This is a genomic window from Halostagnicola bangensis, from assembly GCF_054653435.1.
Map to the genome: position 1 here is coordinate 726,422 of NZ_BAAIGG010000002.1, position 15,636 is coordinate 742,057.

The 15,636-nt window shown below is 60.8% G+C and carries 14 protein-coding genes; 6 read left to right on the forward strand and 8 right to left on the reverse strand.

The annotated features are described in order from the left end of the window. Window positions 1-75: 75 nt before the first annotated feature. A complete protein-coding gene (locus tag ACYQ14_RS05280) occupies window positions 76-1,095 on the reverse strand; it encodes a TAXI family TRAP transporter solute-binding subunit (protein WP_459885554.1) in 1,020 nt (339 codons plus the stop codon). Between the two features lie 496 nt (window positions 1,096-1,591). On the opposite strand from ACYQ14_RS05280, the gene ACYQ14_RS05285 reads away from it, so the two are divergent. Then, complete coding sequence (locus ACYQ14_RS05285) at window positions 1,592-4,345, forward strand: TRAP transporter permease (RefSeq protein ID WP_459885557.1); 2,754 nt, start codon at window positions 1,592-1,594, stop codon at window positions 4,343-4,345. Window positions 4,346-4,403: 58 nt separating this feature from the next. On the opposite strand, the gene ACYQ14_RS05290 is transcribed toward ACYQ14_RS05285, so the two are convergent. After that, a complete protein-coding gene (locus ACYQ14_RS05290; RefSeq protein WP_459885560.1) occupies window positions 4,404-6,146 on the reverse strand; it encodes a M14 family zinc carboxypeptidase in 1,743 nt (580 codons plus the stop codon). 273 nt (window positions 6,147-6,419) lie between these two features. Between ACYQ14_RS05290 and ACYQ14_RS05295 the strand changes: the two genes are divergently transcribed. The 3 genes from ACYQ14_RS05295 to aglJ all read left to right on the forward strand — a co-directional run bounded on the left by ACYQ14_RS05295 (window position 6,420) and on the right by aglJ (window position 10,192). Continuing rightward, window positions 6,420-7,622 carry an MFS transporter gene (locus ACYQ14_RS05295; RefSeq protein WP_459885563.1) on the forward strand — a complete coding sequence of 401 codons (1,203 nt, stop codon included), beginning with the start codon at window positions 6,420-6,422 and terminating at the stop codon, window positions 7,620-7,622. Window positions 7,623-7,737: 115 nt separating this feature from the next. Next, window positions 7,738-9,027, forward strand: a complete 1,290-nt coding sequence (aglM, locus tag ACYQ14_RS05300) for a UDP-glucose 6-dehydrogenase AglM (RefSeq protein WP_459885566.1) — start codon at window positions 7,738-7,740, stop codon at window positions 9,025-9,027. A gap of 160 nt (window positions 9,028-9,187) precedes the next feature. Next, on the forward strand, window positions 9,188-10,192 hold the full coding sequence (gene aglJ / locus ACYQ14_RS05305; RefSeq protein ID WP_459885569.1) for an S-layer glycoprotein N-glycosyltransferase AglJ: 1,005 nt from the start codon (window positions 9,188-9,190) through the stop codon (window positions 10,190-10,192). Window positions 10,193-10,299: 107 nt separating this feature from the next. Here aglJ and ACYQ14_RS05310 read toward each other — a convergent pair whose 3' ends face one another. Next, window positions 10,300-10,629: a DUF5789 family protein gene (locus ACYQ14_RS05310; protein ID WP_459885572.1), complete on the reverse strand. Its 330-nt coding sequence runs from the start codon at window positions 10,627-10,629 to the stop codon at window positions 10,300-10,302. Window positions 10,630-10,784: 155 nt separating this feature from the next. Between ACYQ14_RS05310 and ACYQ14_RS05315 the strand changes: the two genes are divergently transcribed. Then, window positions 10,785-10,994, forward strand: a complete 210-nt coding sequence (locus ACYQ14_RS05315) for a ribbon-helix-helix domain-containing protein (protein ID WP_283834397.1) — start codon at window positions 10,785-10,787, stop codon at window positions 10,992-10,994. Between the two features lie 108 nt (window positions 10,995-11,102). Here the strand turns inward: ACYQ14_RS05315 and ACYQ14_RS05320 are convergent, their stop codons facing one another. Together ACYQ14_RS05320 and ACYQ14_RS05325 are read right to left on the reverse strand one after the other, a co-directional pair. Further along, window positions 11,103-11,540, reverse strand: a complete 438-nt coding sequence (locus tag ACYQ14_RS05320) for a JAB/MPN domain protein-containing protein (protein WP_459885575.1) — start codon at window positions 11,538-11,540, stop codon at window positions 11,103-11,105. A gap of 193 nt (window positions 11,541-11,733) precedes the next feature. Beyond that, the gene (locus ACYQ14_RS05325) at window positions 11,734-12,417 is read right to left on the reverse strand and encodes a hypothetical protein (protein ID WP_459885579.1); all 684 of its coding nucleotides are present in this window, start codon (window positions 12,415-12,417) and stop codon (window positions 11,734-11,736) included. A 124-nt stretch (window positions 12,418-12,541) separates the two neighbouring features. On the opposite strand from ACYQ14_RS05325, the gene ACYQ14_RS05330 reads away from it, so the two are divergent. After that, the gene (locus ACYQ14_RS05330; RefSeq protein WP_459885582.1) at window positions 12,542-13,237 is read left to right on the forward strand and encodes a VOC family protein; all 696 of its coding nucleotides are present in this window, start codon (window positions 12,542-12,544) and stop codon (window positions 13,235-13,237) included. 161 nt (window positions 13,238-13,398) lie between these two features. Here ACYQ14_RS05330 and ACYQ14_RS05335 read toward each other — a convergent pair whose 3' ends face one another. From ACYQ14_RS05335 to ACYQ14_RS05345, 3 genes are all read right to left on the reverse strand, one after another. After that, window positions 13,399-14,385: a methyl-accepting chemotaxis protein gene (locus tag ACYQ14_RS05335; protein WP_459885585.1), complete on the reverse strand. Its 987-nt coding sequence runs from the start codon at window positions 14,383-14,385 to the stop codon at window positions 13,399-13,401. A 272-nt stretch (window positions 14,386-14,657) separates the two neighbouring features. Next, window positions 14,658-14,951: a DUF5779 family protein gene (locus ACYQ14_RS05340; RefSeq protein WP_283834402.1), complete on the reverse strand. Its 294-nt coding sequence runs from the start codon at window positions 14,949-14,951 to the stop codon at window positions 14,658-14,660. 160 nt (window positions 14,952-15,111) lie between these two features. Beyond that, window positions 15,112-15,567, reverse strand: coding sequence for a ferritin-like domain-containing protein (locus ACYQ14_RS05345; RefSeq protein WP_459885588.1), 456 nt, complete (start codon window positions 15,565-15,567; stop codon window positions 15,112-15,114). Window positions 15,568-15,636: the final 69 nt, after the last annotated feature.

The following is a 15,636-nucleotide window of genomic DNA, read 5'->3' on the forward strand; positions in this document are numbered from 1 at the left end:
GGGTGATCGGCTGTTCCTGTTCGGCACCGAAACCCAATCGTCCAGTCGATGGTGGGCGTTCAATTCATCCGCTAGCTATTCTCCGTCGACATCCTCTCCGTCGAAGTACGCTTGGGCACCCGGATGGAGATCGATCGGCATCGCATCCTGGGAGGACTCGACGTCGATAAAGTCTGACTGGGTCGTGAAGTCGTCGACGTTGTCGAAGAGCGCCGCCGTAACCTCTTCGATTATGTCTTCGGATTCTTCGTTGTTCGTGGCGAGCATCGCCTGAACGGAGACCGTCTCGACGTCGTCGTCGACTCCGTCGTACGTCCCGCCGGGTATGGTGTCTTCGGCTAGCCACTCGGCATCCGCGAGCAAGTCGTCCCGTTCCCCGTCCGGTATCTCGACGAACGTGATATCCTGGTTCGTCGCTAGGTTCTCGATCGCACCGATCGGATAGCCACCGACGGTGATGGCGGCGTCAATGTCACCGTCACCGAGCTGGTCGGTCGCCGTTCCGAAGTCGCCGACCTCTTCGTCGAAGTCCTCGACGCCCACCGATTCGAGGATTTGTAGGGAGTTGACCTGCGTTCCGCTCCCCGCATCGCCCGTGTTGATCGTCGCGCCCTCGAGATCGTCGACGGTCTCGATCCCCGAGTCCTCGAGGGTCGCGATGTGAATCGTCTCGGGATACAGCGACGCGATCCCGCTCAAGTTTTCGACCGGTTCACCATCGAACGCCTCGAGTTCCTCGCCGTTGTAGCCGAAATACGCGATGTCGTTCTGGATGAGGCCCAGGTGGGCTTCCCCCCGGCCGAGGCTCGCGACGTTCTCGACGCTCGCCCCCGTCGACTGGAGCTGGATTCCGTGGCCCGTTTGCTCCTCGACGATTTGTTTCATATCCGCGCCCAGTGGGTAATACGTTCCGTCCGTGCCTCCGGCGTGAAGGGCAAGTATCTCTCCCCCGTCCGGATTGGCTTCTTCGAGGTCTTCTTCATCATCGTCGTCATCATCGGGCTCTGCGTCTTCACCGATACAGCCAGCGATCGGTATCGTTCCAGCAATCCCAGCACCCACAATGAAGCGGCGGCGATTGATTTTCCGTCCCATAGTTGAAATCAATACCGAGACATAATAATAACTAGGTGATTATTTCGGGAAGTTACTATAGATTATAAGTATAAGCCATGATATAGGACCCACTGTCCGTGCGAACGTCCTCCCTACGGTACGGAAAACGGTCGAACGAGTCGTTACAGTCACACTGAACACCACCTCGAGCGGTATCAGATCGCCACACCGATGCGTTTCGAGCGTTCAATATCGAAACGGAAAACCACGGGCGCACACGGTCTCCGTGGCAGGTAGAGCGATCATACGACCGACCATGAGACGTTGTGGAAAAGGTTTTTCACACATACAATTATACTCGGTAATAACGCTTGATGATGAGTTACTGTCGGTGGAGGAGAGGGCAGTCCGGATGCCGATTGGGGCAGTCGCTCTGTACGAAGAGCAGATTTGTCGAACGAGTGTCGATTCGGCGATCGATCGTGGTGCGCCACGATCGGCGGGTGATCGGGCGGTTCACGAGTGACGAGAACGCATGAGTATCAACACTGACGACGCCGAGACGCTTAGCGAAGAAGAACAGCAGGAGTTGGTAGAAGAAGTCCAGCGTCGTCGATCCCACCGGGGTGTCTGGGTACTCGTTGTCTCCCTGATCGCGATCGCGTTCTCGGCGTTCCAGATGTGGATTGCCGCACGCGGCACGACGTTCGGCGGGACGCTTCCTCTCGTCGGCGAGTTCGAGGTTGTCGGGTTCGTGCAACTGCAGATCCACGCGATTCACGTTTCATTTGCGCTGGTACTTGCGTTCTTGCTGTTCCCGGCGAGCCGCGGCGACGGGTTCCTCGCTTGCCGGCTCGGTCGGATCGAACCGGCCGTCAGGTCCCGATTCGGCGACGAGCATCCGCTCACTCGAGCGACCGCACGGATGGCAGAAACGATGCGTTGGGCGTTTCTCGACCCGGATATGAACCGGGTCGCGCCGGTCGATATCGTCCTGATGATTCTGTCGCTGATGCCGGCGTACTACATCGCAACCGAGTTCAGCGAGATTCAAAACACGATCGCCGTTCACCGCTTCGAAGACACGGCCGCGCTTCACGAAGTGTTCCCCGTCTTCGTCCCGCTCGAGGAGGCGCTTTTGTACATCACCGGTACCGAGTACGATATCGCCGCTGGCAGTACTGCGATGGGAATTCCGCTCGCGGACACCTCCGCTGGCTTCGTTCTGGGCGTCCTCGGAATTCTCCTCGTGCTCGAGGCGACTCGCCGGGCGCTCGGCTTGCTGCTGGCCTCGCTTGTCGGACTCTTTATCGTCTACGCACGGTGGGGGTATCTCATCCCCCGGGACTCGGTGCTCGGCACGCTCGCGATCCAGCAGTCCAACTGGTCGAACATCATCTACGACCTCTGGTACACGACCCAAGCGGGCGTCCATAGTACACCCGTAAGCGTCAGCGTTCGCTTCATCTTTATCTTCATCCTCTTCGGGGCGTTCCTCGAGATGAGCGGAGCAGGCAAGTGGTTCATCAATCTCGCGTACTCTGCGACCGGGACGAGAAAGGGAGGGCCCGCCAAGGCGAGCGTCGTCTCGAGCGGTTTTATGGGGATGCTCAGCGGTTCGTCGATCGCCAATACGGTGACGACCGGCGCGTTCACGATCCCTCTGATGAAGCGTTCGGGGTACTCGCCGGAGTTCTCCGGGGCCGTCGAATCCTCCTCGTCGTCCGGCGGTCAGATGCTCCCGCCGGTCATGGGCGCTGCGGCGTTTCTTATCGTCGAGTTTGCCGGGATTCCCTACGCCGAGGTGATCATCGCGGCGACCCTCCCCGCCATCGCGTTCTTCTTCGGAATGTGGGTGATGGTCCACTTCGAGGCGGTCCGCGGTGGCGTCGGTGGACTCCCGCGATCCGAACTCCCGAGCCTGCCTGCGAGCCTCCGCGAGGGGTGGTTTTACCTCATCCCGCTCGCGTTACTGCTGTACTATCTGGTGATCGCCCGGTTCTCGATCAACCGAGCCGGTTGGCTCACAATCGTCGCCGTCATCGCCCTCCTCGCGGTCGTCACGGCGTATGACGATCGAACGCGCGTTCCGCTGTTTGCAACGATCACCACGCTCTATGCCGCCTCGGCGTGGTCGTACGCGGTCGTGGGCGGCGGTCTCGTCGATGCCGTCCGATCGATGGCCGGGGTCGCCCAAGCGGGCGAACCGATGGCGTTCACGAGCGCCGCAATTGCCGCCGTGTCCGACCTCGGCGGGATCGTCATCGCCGTCAGCGTCGTGTTCATCCTTCTTCGTCCGCGCGCCGACGCACCGTTTCTCAATTTCGACGAGGCCGTCGATGACATGGCGAAACGGAGCGCTGGGGCGATCGGTCGACCGTCCCTGTCCGGCAATCGCGGCTACCGGTTCGGCACGTTCGTCCTGAAATCGATGGACTCGGGGGCGCGCACGGCGACAACGGTCGTCATCGCCGTCGCCGCCGCGGGCATCGTCCCGGGAGTCATCAGCGTCTCTGGTCTCGGCCCGAACCTGGCCTCGCTCATCAACCAGGTTAGCGGCGAGTCGATGTTGCTCTTGCTGTCGCTGACCGGCGTCGCCTCGATTATCTTCGGAATGGGTATGCCGACGACGGCGATGTACATCATTCTGGTCGCGATGCTCGAGGCGCCGCTCGAGGGGACGGGAATGGCGATCATCGCTGCTCACCTCTTCATCCTGTACTTCGGGTTGATGGCCGATGTCACGCCGCCCGTCGCCGTCGCCGCCTTCGCCGGAGCCGGGGTCGCGAAAGCGAATGAAATGCAAACGGCGGTTATCGCGTTCATGCTCTCGTTGAACAAGGTGCTCGTGCCGTTCGCGTTCGTCCTCTCGCCCGGAATCTTGTTCTACAGGGAGGTCGACGGCGAGTGGGGGCTCATCGGCTGGGCCGACGTGGCGAATCTCGGCTACTTCCTTCCCGAAGTCGTCGTCCCGGTTCTCGGCATGTTCCTCGGCGTCTACGCCCTGGCCGTGACCATCATCGGCTATCAGTACGCACCCGTCTCGCAGGCTCGACGAGCGCTCTATTCGATCGCCTCCATCCTGCTGATGGTTCCGGAAATCCCCCTGTTGCTCACGCAGGACCTGCTGGGCCTGCTTGGGATCCCGTCGTACCTCCTCATCTTCGAGATCACGTTCCCGCTCAGAATCATCGGGCTGGTGCTTCTCGTCGGTCTCAGTTACGCAAACCGAACGAAAGGGACGGAAGAAACCGCCGAACCGACGCCCGCAACGCCCCCAGAAGCGTAAACTGGGCTTCGAGGTTGGAGTCGCGGTCCGATTAGTGACCGACGGACTCGAGCGGCCGTCACCGGGCCTTCGCCTGCCCGACGAACGAGGACGGAACCGACTCACCCGACTCGTAGAACCGACCTCGAGCGCCCGCGCCCATTCGAATGCGCCGTTCTCCGTCGTCGATTCCGTCCGGATCGTCGGCGTGATGCGTTCTGGCAACCGTGAAAACGCGCTCTCGGTCGGTTTCGTGATTCCGGAGACGGATCTCGTCGTCGACCGCCACGGACAGTTCCGCGAGGAACGATTCTTCGACGGAGCAGGCGGTCTCGTCGGTGAGAATATCCCACTCCGACTGGGCCGGTCGAACCTCGAGCAGATTCCACTCGCCCATATCGTGGCCCTGAACGAGCGAGTCGACCATCGTCGGGACATTGTCGTCGGGACCGTAGAACCGGCTCCGGGCACCCAACCCCATTCGAACGGTGCGTGCACCACCGTCGTCGTGGGTCCGCGAAACGTAGTACGGACGAACTTCGTCGTTCACACTGTTTTCGATGAGGAGGACACCCCCGACGCCGACGGGGAGCCGATCGAGGAATCGCTCGTCCACCGAACACGCGACGACGTCGTTGAGAATATCCCAGTCGATCATGGCCGTAGTAACTTCAGCCGAGACCCAGTCGTCCATCGACGTGTCCCCGGGCGGCAGGTCGTCGTGATACCTGTCGCCTCGTTCGGGGAGGTCATCGGCGAGCGCCGGATCGATTTCGAAGAGCGAGCCGTCGGCGGTGGACTCGATCAGCCGTTCGGCGATCATCAACTCGTTTCTGATGCGTCGTCCCAGCGCACGTTGGCCGATGTGGCCTCGCGTCTCGAGGAGGATCGAAGCCACGCCTTCGATCCCGTGACTGTTTCGCGCGATGCCGAGGTCGTCTCCGCCCGGGAACCTGGTAACTGTCGAGTTTCCGAACCGGTTCGATTCGTCGAAGACCGCCCAGCAGAGCTGTCTTCCCAGTCGTCTCGTTTCGTCAGGAACGTCCTCGTGGGTCGGCCAGAGCAACGAGTTGGTGACGAGATCGCCGTCGTCCGTAATGTACGTGAGCTGGTTGTGCATGTCGACGAACCAGAGCGGGTCGATCTCCTCGACCACGTCGACAATCGCTTGCGCTTCGGGAACGGGGTTCTCCGGATACTCGTCGGAACGGTGGTGGTACAGTTCGCTCTCGGTCCAATCGAACCAGTGATAGCGGTTGACATCCCACCCGATTCCCGCCTGGGAATACGCAGTGTAGATCCCCGAGGTCGGATCTCGAAACGGCGCGTCTTCGTCGACGTTGAACCGAGTGAAAACGTCCGGCTCGGAGCCATCGGGATTCGCCCGAACGATCGCGTGAACGGTCAGTTCCTCGAGCGGTTTGGTGAAAGGGCCGCCGACGTTGCCACCGCCGGCGGAAAGGCGCTTGAGAAGTCGGACCAGCGTTTCGGTCCCAGTCGGCTCGTGGCCGTGTTGCTGACTACAGAACATCACGTCGATATCGCCGTCTCCCACGGAGACCATGGGGATGTCCCGACCCTGATTCGAGGTTCCGATGGTCCGGAGCGAGAGCCAACCCTGACTGCTCTGCTCGATATCCTCGAGAACGTTCATCAACTCCTCGTAGTCGTGGAACGCCTCGAGTGATCGGTCTTGTTCGTCGGGGAGCCACGGTCCGCCGGGAGTCGCATCGTCCTCGGCCGCCGCTTCGCCGGCTGCCGATAGGAACGAACTACCGACCGTCGTTGCGCCGATCCACGCGAGTGCAGTTCTTCTATCCATGGGTGTCAAAAACACACATAATTGGATTAAAACTAGTATCGTTCTCCCGTTGTGATAAGTACGTTGTAAGGTGCATTAGCGGGAGATTCCCAGATTCATCGTCCGATCTCTTCCGAGAGAAACACGCCTTCACGGAAAGATGCGTTCGGTGCCCGGCCGTATCCGGCCCGAGACTCGAATACTCGCCACAAGACAACCGGTAGAAAATTCCGGATCCCCGGAACCAGAAACGATTTCATTAGCGCGAGACAAGCCCCACTAACTGGCCTTCTGATGAGTTACCTGAGTTTGGTTCGTCGCGAAGTGACCGGTCTCTGGGCGGGCGGGACCGGCAAAACGTTGATCGCCATCGCGCTCGGCTGGGGGCTGTTGAACGGGACCCGGATGATCTACCCGGTTTTGCTCCCGTACTTTAGCGAGGACTTCGGACTCACGCTCACCACCGCCGGGCTCCTCGTCACCATCATCTGGCTCTGTTATGCGATCGGACAGGTTCCCGGCGGGGTCCTCGCGGATCGGCTCGGCGAGCGAAAAATACTGACGGCGAGCGTTTCGTTCGTCGTCGTCGGAGTGAGTCTCGTCCTCGTCGCACCGACGGCGCTCACCCTCTTCGTCGCGACCGGGGTGATCGGTCTCGGACTCTCCCAGTACCCTATCGCGCGGATTACGGCCCTCTCGGACCTCTATCCCGATCGTATCGGTCGTGCACTCGGCGTCACGATGGCGTCGGGAGATATTGGACAAACGATCCTCCCGCCCGTCGCGAGCGTCCTCGCGGTCGGAGTCGCCTGGCAGTTCGGGCTCGGATTCGTCCTGCCGCTTCTCTGTCTTACCGTCGCAGTGATCTGGTTGACGCTTCCGAAACACGATTCCGGAACCCAGGACGCCGACGACCTCTCGAGCGAACACGTCACGTACGTCTTCTCCGAGCTCCGCGAGCCGAAGTTCGTCATCATCGGGGTGATCCTGTTCCTCTTTATCTTCGTCTGGCAGACGTTTTCGGCGTTCTACCCGACGTATCTGGTCAACGAAAAAGGGCTCTCTACTACGGTCGCCGGAACTCTGTTCGGATTGTTTTTCGCCGTCGGCGTCGTCGCCAAACCCGCCGCCGGCATGGCCTACGATCGAATCGGTCTCCGCGGTTCCTTACCGATCGTTCTCGGCGGCTCGATCGTCGGTCTCTTCGTCCTCCCGTTCGTCGAGGGAATCTGGACGCTCGTCGGCGTGACCGTCCTCATCAGTACGATGCTGGGATCGGGGGCGGTCACCCAATCGTACCTCGCCGAAACGATCCCGCCGGACATCCAGGGAACCGGACTGGGTCTCATCCGCTCGAGCGCCTCGATGCTGGGTGCGACGGGGCCAGTTCTCTTCGGTCTGATCGCCGAACGCGGCTACTTCGACGAAGGCTACGTGATCCTGGCCGTACTCGTGGGAATCGTTACGCTTCTCACCTTGTTGATGCCACGGGAATAGTCAAGCGGAAACGTCTCTGACCGTCTCCGGTACGAAGACGATCGAACGGGTGAGTGTAGCCTCCGAAGAGTCTCAACCCAAAACTAACTAATCGGTACCGACCGTTTGCACCCGCATGAAAATCTCTATCATCGGGAGCGGCTACGTCGGAACGACGATCGCCGCCTGCCTCGCGGACATCGGCCACGACGTGATCAACGTCGAAATCGACGAGGAGATCGTCGAGTCGATCAACGCCGGCGACGCGCCGATCCACGAGCCGGGACTACAGGAGCGAATTGCTGAACACGCCGGCTCGCGGCTTCGGGCGACGACCGACTACGACGCAGTCTGCGAGACCGACGTGACGTTTCTCTGTCTGCCGACGCCCCAGGCCGACGACGGCAGCCTCGATCTGGCGATCATGGAAGCCGCCTCGGAGTCGCTCGGCGAGGCCCTCGCCGACAAGTCCAACGACCACCTCGTCGTCGTCAAGAGCACGGTTCTGCCGGGAACCACCGAGGAGGTCGTCGCACCGACCGTCACCGAGGCCGCCGAAACGCAGATCGGCGACGGGATCGAGTTCGCCATGAATCCCGAGTTCCTCCGGATGAGCACGGCCGTCGCCGATTTCCTCGAGCCCGATAAGGTCGTGTTCGGGACGACTGACGACTCGGCGGCGGCGACGTTGCGAGAGCTTTACGCGCCGATTCTCGAGCGCGAGGAAACCGATCTCGTCGAGACCGACGTTCGCGAGGCCGAGTTGATCAAGTACGCGAACAACGCCTTCCTCGCGTCGAAGGTCTCGCTGGTCAACGAACTCGGAAACATCTCGAAGGAGTACGGCGCGGACGCCTACGAGGTCCTCGAGGCGGTCGGCCTCGACGACAGGATCTCCGAGCGGTTCATGCGCTCAGGCCTTGGCTGGGGCGGCTCGTGTTTCCCCAAAGACGTCAACGCGCTTCGAGCGGGCGCACGCGAACAGGGGTACGAACCAGACCTGCTCGACGCCGTCGTCGCTGTCAACGACAAACAACCCCGCCGACTCGTCGACGCGCTCGCCGAACACGTCCCCCTCGAGGGGGCGCGGATCGCCGTTCTCGGGCTGTCGTTCAAACCCGACACGGACGACATCCGCAAATCTCGAGCGCTCGACGTTATCGAGTCCCTCCGCGCGAAAGGGGCAACCGTCGTGACATACGATCCCGTTGCGATGGACAACGTCAGAGAGCTGTACCCGGATCTCGAGTACGCCGAGACGGCCGAATCTGCCCTCGAGGACGCGGACGGGGCGGTCCTCGCGACGGACTGGGAGGGGTTCGACGACCTCTCGTTCGATGGCATGGCACGACGCGTCGTTGTCGACGGCCGGCGGGTCGACGTCGACACGCACGGACTCGAGGTGTACGAAGGGCTGACCTGGTAGCCGTGTCTCTCCAGTCGCCACCACTGCGAACCGGAACGTCCGCGGTTCGGGGCCGTCTGCGAACCGAAGCGACCCCAGACTGTGGCCGTCTGCAAACGCAGACCGTCCGTTCAGCGATCGATCAGTACTCTTTTGCGCTCTCGGGGGAGATTTGGTTGCGATGGCAAACGATGGCGCTCACGTGGATCCGATCGCTCGTGGCGGAGAGGTGGTGGCCATGAGCGAGAAGTCGCGTGAGATCTCGCCCGAAGAGGTCTGTATTCTCATCCCGACGCTCGAGGAGGCCGCAACTATCGGCGACGTGATCGAAGGGTTCCAGGCGCACGGATACACGAACGTTCTCGTCGTCGACGGCGACTCCGACGACGACACTCGCGAAATCGCGAGCGAGCGCGGCGCTCGCGTCGTCGTTCAGTCGGGTTCGGGGAAGGGACAGGCCGTCCGCGAAGCGGTCGCGTACGTTGACGTTCCCTACGTCTTGATGCTCGACGGGGACGGTACTTACGATCCGACAGACGCCGAACGGATGCTAGAGCCCCTGGCCTACGGCTACGAGCACGTGATCGGCAACCGGTTCGCGGATATGGACGACGACGCGATGAAGGCGTTGAACGGCTTTGGAAACCGCATGATAAACCGATCGTTCCGGTTCATTCACGGGGCCGAGTACGACGACATCCTCTCGGGGTATCGGGCGTTCACGACGGATTCGTTCGAGCGGCTCTCCCTCGATTCGGACGGCTTTACGATCGAGACCGAACTCGCCGTCGAGTGTGTCAAACACAACGTGAAGACGACGGTCGTCCCGGTTAGTTACAGCGCCCGACCTGAGGACTCCGAAACGAACCTGCACCCGGTTCGGGACGGCGGGACGATCATCTTGGCGCTGTATTCACTGGCAAAAACGAGCAATCCGCTGTTTTATTTCGGCAGTTTGGGCGTCGGCGGGATTATCTCCGGTGGCCTGTTATCGATCTACGTCCTCACGCAGTGGATCTGGTACGGGGTCGGCCACGAAATCCTCGCGATGGTATCGGCCGCCGGCATCCTCCTTGGCGTCCAGTTACTGATGTTCGGCGTGCTCTCGGACATGATCGTCACGCTCCACCGTGAACAACGAAATCACTTGGAGCAAGTGACGCGGGAAGCGAACCGAGAGGACTGAGCCCCGAATCGAACTCCGAAACTCGAACCGTCCAGACGAAACGAGCGGACGACCGATTTCTCGAGTTCGTTCAGTTCAGTACGTCAACGTTCGTTCTGTTCGGCGCGTCAAAACGGTAGTATCGACCGCATCTGCTGGACGACCCCGCCCGAGTGTTCTTCGCGATAGGCCTCGAACTCCGTGTGCAAGGCGTTGAGCAGTTGTTGGCGCGAATCGAAGCGGGTCTGCGTTACCTCTTCGAGGATAACCCCGAGAGCGACGTCGTTTCCGTGGACGTCGTAGGGGATCTGTTCGTGGCCGAGCGCAGCCGACACGTCGTCCTCTGTCGCCGGAAAATCGAGGTCGGATCGCCTCAATCGGGCATCGACGGCGGCGATGCCGAACTCGACGCTCTCCGGGTCGTCATCGTCATTGTTCGATGGTGGCCGGACTCCCATATACCCCTGTTCGGAGTTGGAGATAAAAATGGGTATGGATATCGGCGTCCCGGCCGTTTTCGATCGCGCCACCGCCCCGTCTCGAGAACGTTGTGAGCGTTGCCGTGGCCGATCGTGGCGACACGCCTTTGGGGCTTCCAGCGAACGATTCAGGTATGACCGAATACACGACCGTGTCCATTCCGAAAGAACTCGCGGATCGCGTCGACGAAACGATCGAGGGGACGAGCTTTCAAAGCACCAGCGACCTCGTCCGCTTCCTACTCCGAAGTATCGTCATCCAGCACCAGCAGACCGGCGAACTCACCGAGGCCGAGTTCGAAGAGATCACCGAACAACTGAAAGGACTCGGCTACCTCGAGTAGCGCTTTCCGGATACGCTCGCAATCGGTTTGGAACGTACTTCTCGACCGTTCGAACCCGATAATACGACCGCTCACGAGCCGCCCTGACAACGCGCTCTCGAAGCAGAGTTACCTGAGGAAATGACCGCCGGGGAGCGATTCAGCCGGCGGTTCCGCGTCGATGATCTCGAGGGGAAGCCGGTCGCCGCGGCGGTTGAACGCGCCGAATGAATCGGTGGCGTCCGTCCACGGCGGAACGGCGATGAAAATGACCTCTGCGAAGTCGTCGCGTTTGGTCACCTCGAGTTTGTGGATCGGGTGGGAGTTAAACCGACCCTGTGACTGTCGAGCAGGCGTCGAAAGATCGACGCCGAAGACGGCGTTGACAGAATCGCCGATGTCGGGAAGCACGAAGTCGGTGAACACCGGCGTCTCGGGCGGCACCTCCCTCGCACCCTGAAGCTCACCAGCGGGTGTGACCGAGACCCCGGTCGTCACGTCGTCGGGGTCGGCGTCGCTGGCGAGATCCAGTAGGATGTCGACCAGACCGCGTGTAATGTAGACCACGCAAACGTTTACGGCCGGATGCTAATTAGCTGTATCCCCCATACGAATTGGTTCTCGAGCCGCGAGTTTCGGACCAGTGCCGATTCCGTGCGGTCACAAATCCCTACCGAGGCGACTCAACCGCTACCAACCGTCCCGCAACAAAATCTACCCGCTGGCGACAGTCGACCCGTTGGCGATAATTCGCCGCCGTTCACACGGGAAGGAGTCGCCTGACCATTCCGCCATAAAGCCACGGAGTTCGCCGTCGCGAGCCCGAGAGCGCGTCCTCGAGTGCGGCGTCGGCGTTTTCGAGCACGCTCGGTCCGTGGCCGACCAGCACGCGGCTCGGATCGAACTGCTCGAGTTGCGTCCGCGGCGGCACCGCACGAAGCATCGGGTGAACGCCGAGTCGTTCACCGCGGGCGAGAAAGTACTCGGACGCGCCGACGGATTCGGGAACGACGAGCGTCCCATCAGTCGGATCGGACAGTCCGACCTCCTGCCAAAATCGACTACTGCGGATCACGTGGGCCTCGAGTCCGGTATCCGCGAGTTCGGTACCGAACCGAACGATGGGGGCGTCGAGGTCTTCGGCGACGCCCTCGAACCAGTCGGGAAGATAGACCTCGATACCGTGGCGGTTCGCAATCGTCGCCGCATCGCGCTTGTGACGGTCGAGCAGGACAACGACGCCCGTTACCGTTCCCAGTTCGGCGAGCAACTCGTCGAGTCCGTCCGCATCGACGGGGTCGATCACCCAGACCTCCCCGTTGCGCTCGAGGGCGTGACTCGCCCGTTGCATCCGTTCGTCGGGGTGGGCGATCCAACTCACGCCCCCGTCGAATCGGTCGATCGCCTCGAGATCGGACGCTGATTCATCGACGCGAAAGGTCATAGCACGTCGTACGACTGGCTCCGTGATAAATCGAGGAGATCATCGACATGTGAAGGGCGAAACGAGGTTCCCAGTTTCGAACCCGGGCGACGCTTCTATGCGGCTGCCTGAAGTAGAGCGTTGTATGTTAACTAGCCTCGCCTGGCTCGGGCTCGAGGTGAAATACCGCTCGCCTGCCCGACGGTTCTACGAGGAAACGCTCTCGATGACAGTCCGGTCGGAGCGAGCGAACGAACTCGTCGTCGAGGCCGGCGAGACCGATCTCCTGCTCCGTCGGCCGACGGGCGTTCCGCGGGGCGGTCTCCACACCCACTATGCGTTCTCGATTCCGTCCGAAACCTACGACGACTGGTGGGACCGGCTCGAGCCTGACTACGATCTCGAGGAGGTCCAGTTCGGATCGGCGAAGTCGCTGTACCTCTACGATCCGGACGGAAACTGCGTCGAACTCGGCCAATCCGACGTCAACGGGCCGGGGATCGACGGGATTTTCGAGGTCGTTCTCGAGGTCGAATCGCTCGAACGTGCAGAATCACTGTACGCCGATTTAGGGTTCGAAACCGTCGATCGCGGGAACGAACGAACCCGGGCTCGAATGGACGGGCCAATGGCCCTCGAGTTGTGGGAACCCCAGCTCGGAATCGCGGACGCTCGCGGCGGCGTCCACGTCGATCTGGGATTCGAAACGGCGGATCCCGAGGCCGCGGTTGCGGCGGTCGCCGACCGCGTTTGCCGACTCGAGCCCGTCGAAAGCGAGGATAGTGAGACGATGGCCGTCCGTGATCCGGACGGCCATCACCTGACGTTCGTCTCCCCTTGAGTTTGCTTACCGTCCGCGACGTTTGACTATCGTCGGCGTCCACCGGCGTTTACAAAGAAACAACGGCGACGTTCGAGGAGTCGACGATCGATCGACTGCTCGAGTCAATCTTCAGAGCGCTACTCGAGAACGATTGGCCCGACCAGCGACGACGAGATGAGCTATACCTGCGGGTTGGCGTTCGGCGAAAAGTCGTTGACGACGTGTTCGAACGTTCGGTTGATTTCTTCGATCTCCTCGGTCTGGGTTTGCACTTCGTCGGCGATCTCTCGAGTCTCCTCGGCGATGGTTTCGGCACTGGCGACGGTTCGATCGGCCATGCTCGCGACCTCCTCCGTACTGGCCGCCTGTTGGTCCGTCGCGTCCGCAACCTGGGCAATCCCCTCCGAAACGTCGTCGACGGTTTCGTGGATCTCGTCCAAAATGTCGATCGCCTGATCGACCGTCTCGATTCCCTCCTCGATGCGGTCGTTGTTCGCACCCAGGTTTTCGACGGCCGTGCCCGTGTTCTTCTGGACGTCTTCGATCATCCCCTCGATTTCGGTCGCGCGAGTCTGTGAATCCTCAGCGAGTGACTTTACTTCCGACGCGACGACGCCGAATCTGTCGCCGTTTCCGTCGGCTCCGGCGGCCTCGATGGAGGCGTTGATCGCCAGGATGTTCGTCTGGTCGGCGATATCGTTGATGACTTCGACCACTTTGTCGATCTCCTCGGCGCTTTGCTGGATCGCCTTGACATCCCGAGCGACGACATCCGCCGCTTCCTGAATTTCTTCCATCGCAGTCGCGAGGTCGGTTGCCGACTCCTGGCCCGTCTCGGCGAGATCCTGGGCCTTCTCGCTCGCGGCCGCAACCTCCTCCGAGGACGAGGCAATCTCCTCGACGGACGCGGAGAGGTTAGACGCCTCGTTAGCTACCTCCATGTTTGCGTCGTACTGCGCCGTCGCCTCGTCGTGAATCTCCTCGAGTCGATCACCGATTTCAACCGTGCTTTCGGTCAGCGCCTCAATCGAAGCCTCCATCTCCGTAGCAGCCTCGCGGTCGGCATCCGAACTGATATCCGTTTCAGCAACCGTATCGATGTCAGTTTCAAGGTCTTCGGTAATATCACCTGCTTCATCATCACCCTCGTGCGTATCAAACGACATTCAGATATAAAGACAGTTCCAGATCGTAAATATATTCTGGCAAACCACCCAAACAAATGATGCACACTCAACAGCTTCATGTTCTGTGAAATCACGCCATCAATAGTTCTTGTTGAAAACGATATCCGAGCAACAGGGAGCTGTACTACCGAGCCATAGTGGGTGAATTTGATACGAAATACTCCGATAACGATCACGGGTGCGACCGATATCGGTGTCGTAGTACCAACGCGCTCGCGGGACTACCGAATCGAAGATCGTTCTCGCTCTCCCTATCCGAGGCGGCTCGTATCCACGTCGATTCCGGGAGGCGTCACGATCAGGAATCCGCGAAAGTGAACCAGGTTCCCGCCGGATTCTTTGACGTCTCGTGCAAAACCGGAAGCCAGTTCGTTGATGTCGCCCTCACCACGGAGCACCAGCACGTTGCCGTTGGCAACGCCCTCGAGCCACGTGTTCGGGTCGGTACTACCGTCGAGCACCCCGAGGACGATACTCCCCTCGAGCTCGAATTCTTCGTCGATGTGATCCTCGACTGCCATCAGGTCGAGATCGAAATCGCTCATGTGCTCTGGGTCGAAGCGCGACGAGAAAAACGTTCCCCACGGATGAGACTATCGCGGCCGGCCGTCGCTCGTTGCCTGGGGATCGGTACCGACGAGAAACCGGTTTCGATTCGACGCGGCGCTCATCTCGAATCTCACTGGGAACTGGTCTCGAGGTGGGCTAATCCATCGGAAACTCCTTTTTGAATCCCCGAAACTCCGAGTGGTGGGCCTCCTCGTCGGTCAGAATCGTAACGGCGACGTCTTCGGTCACCGGATCGTTCGCCGCCTCCGCCGCCTCGAGTAACGAACGGTACGTTTCGATCGCGTCGTCTTCGGCCTCGAGCACGCCGTCGATAACCGATTGGACGTCCGTCGTATCCGCCGGCGGCTGGAGCGAGGACTGGTGGGGCTCGAACTGCTCGGAACCCGGCGGCGACTGATCGAGCTGTTTGAGCCGCTGTCCGAGGAGCCGAGCGTGCTCGAGTTCTTCGTCGACATCCTCCTTGAGGCTCGTCTTGACTTCCTCGGCGTGAACGCCGTCGAGTACGATCGCGTTGGTCAGGTAGTTCATCACCGTCTCGAGTTCGTCGAGGTACGCTTCCGTGAGCAGGGTTGTGACGTCATCTGATGACATTGTGCTGGGGTCTACCACGAGGGGGATTAAAGAACTACCAGCGGGATTCTCTCCCAGAATGGGGGCCTT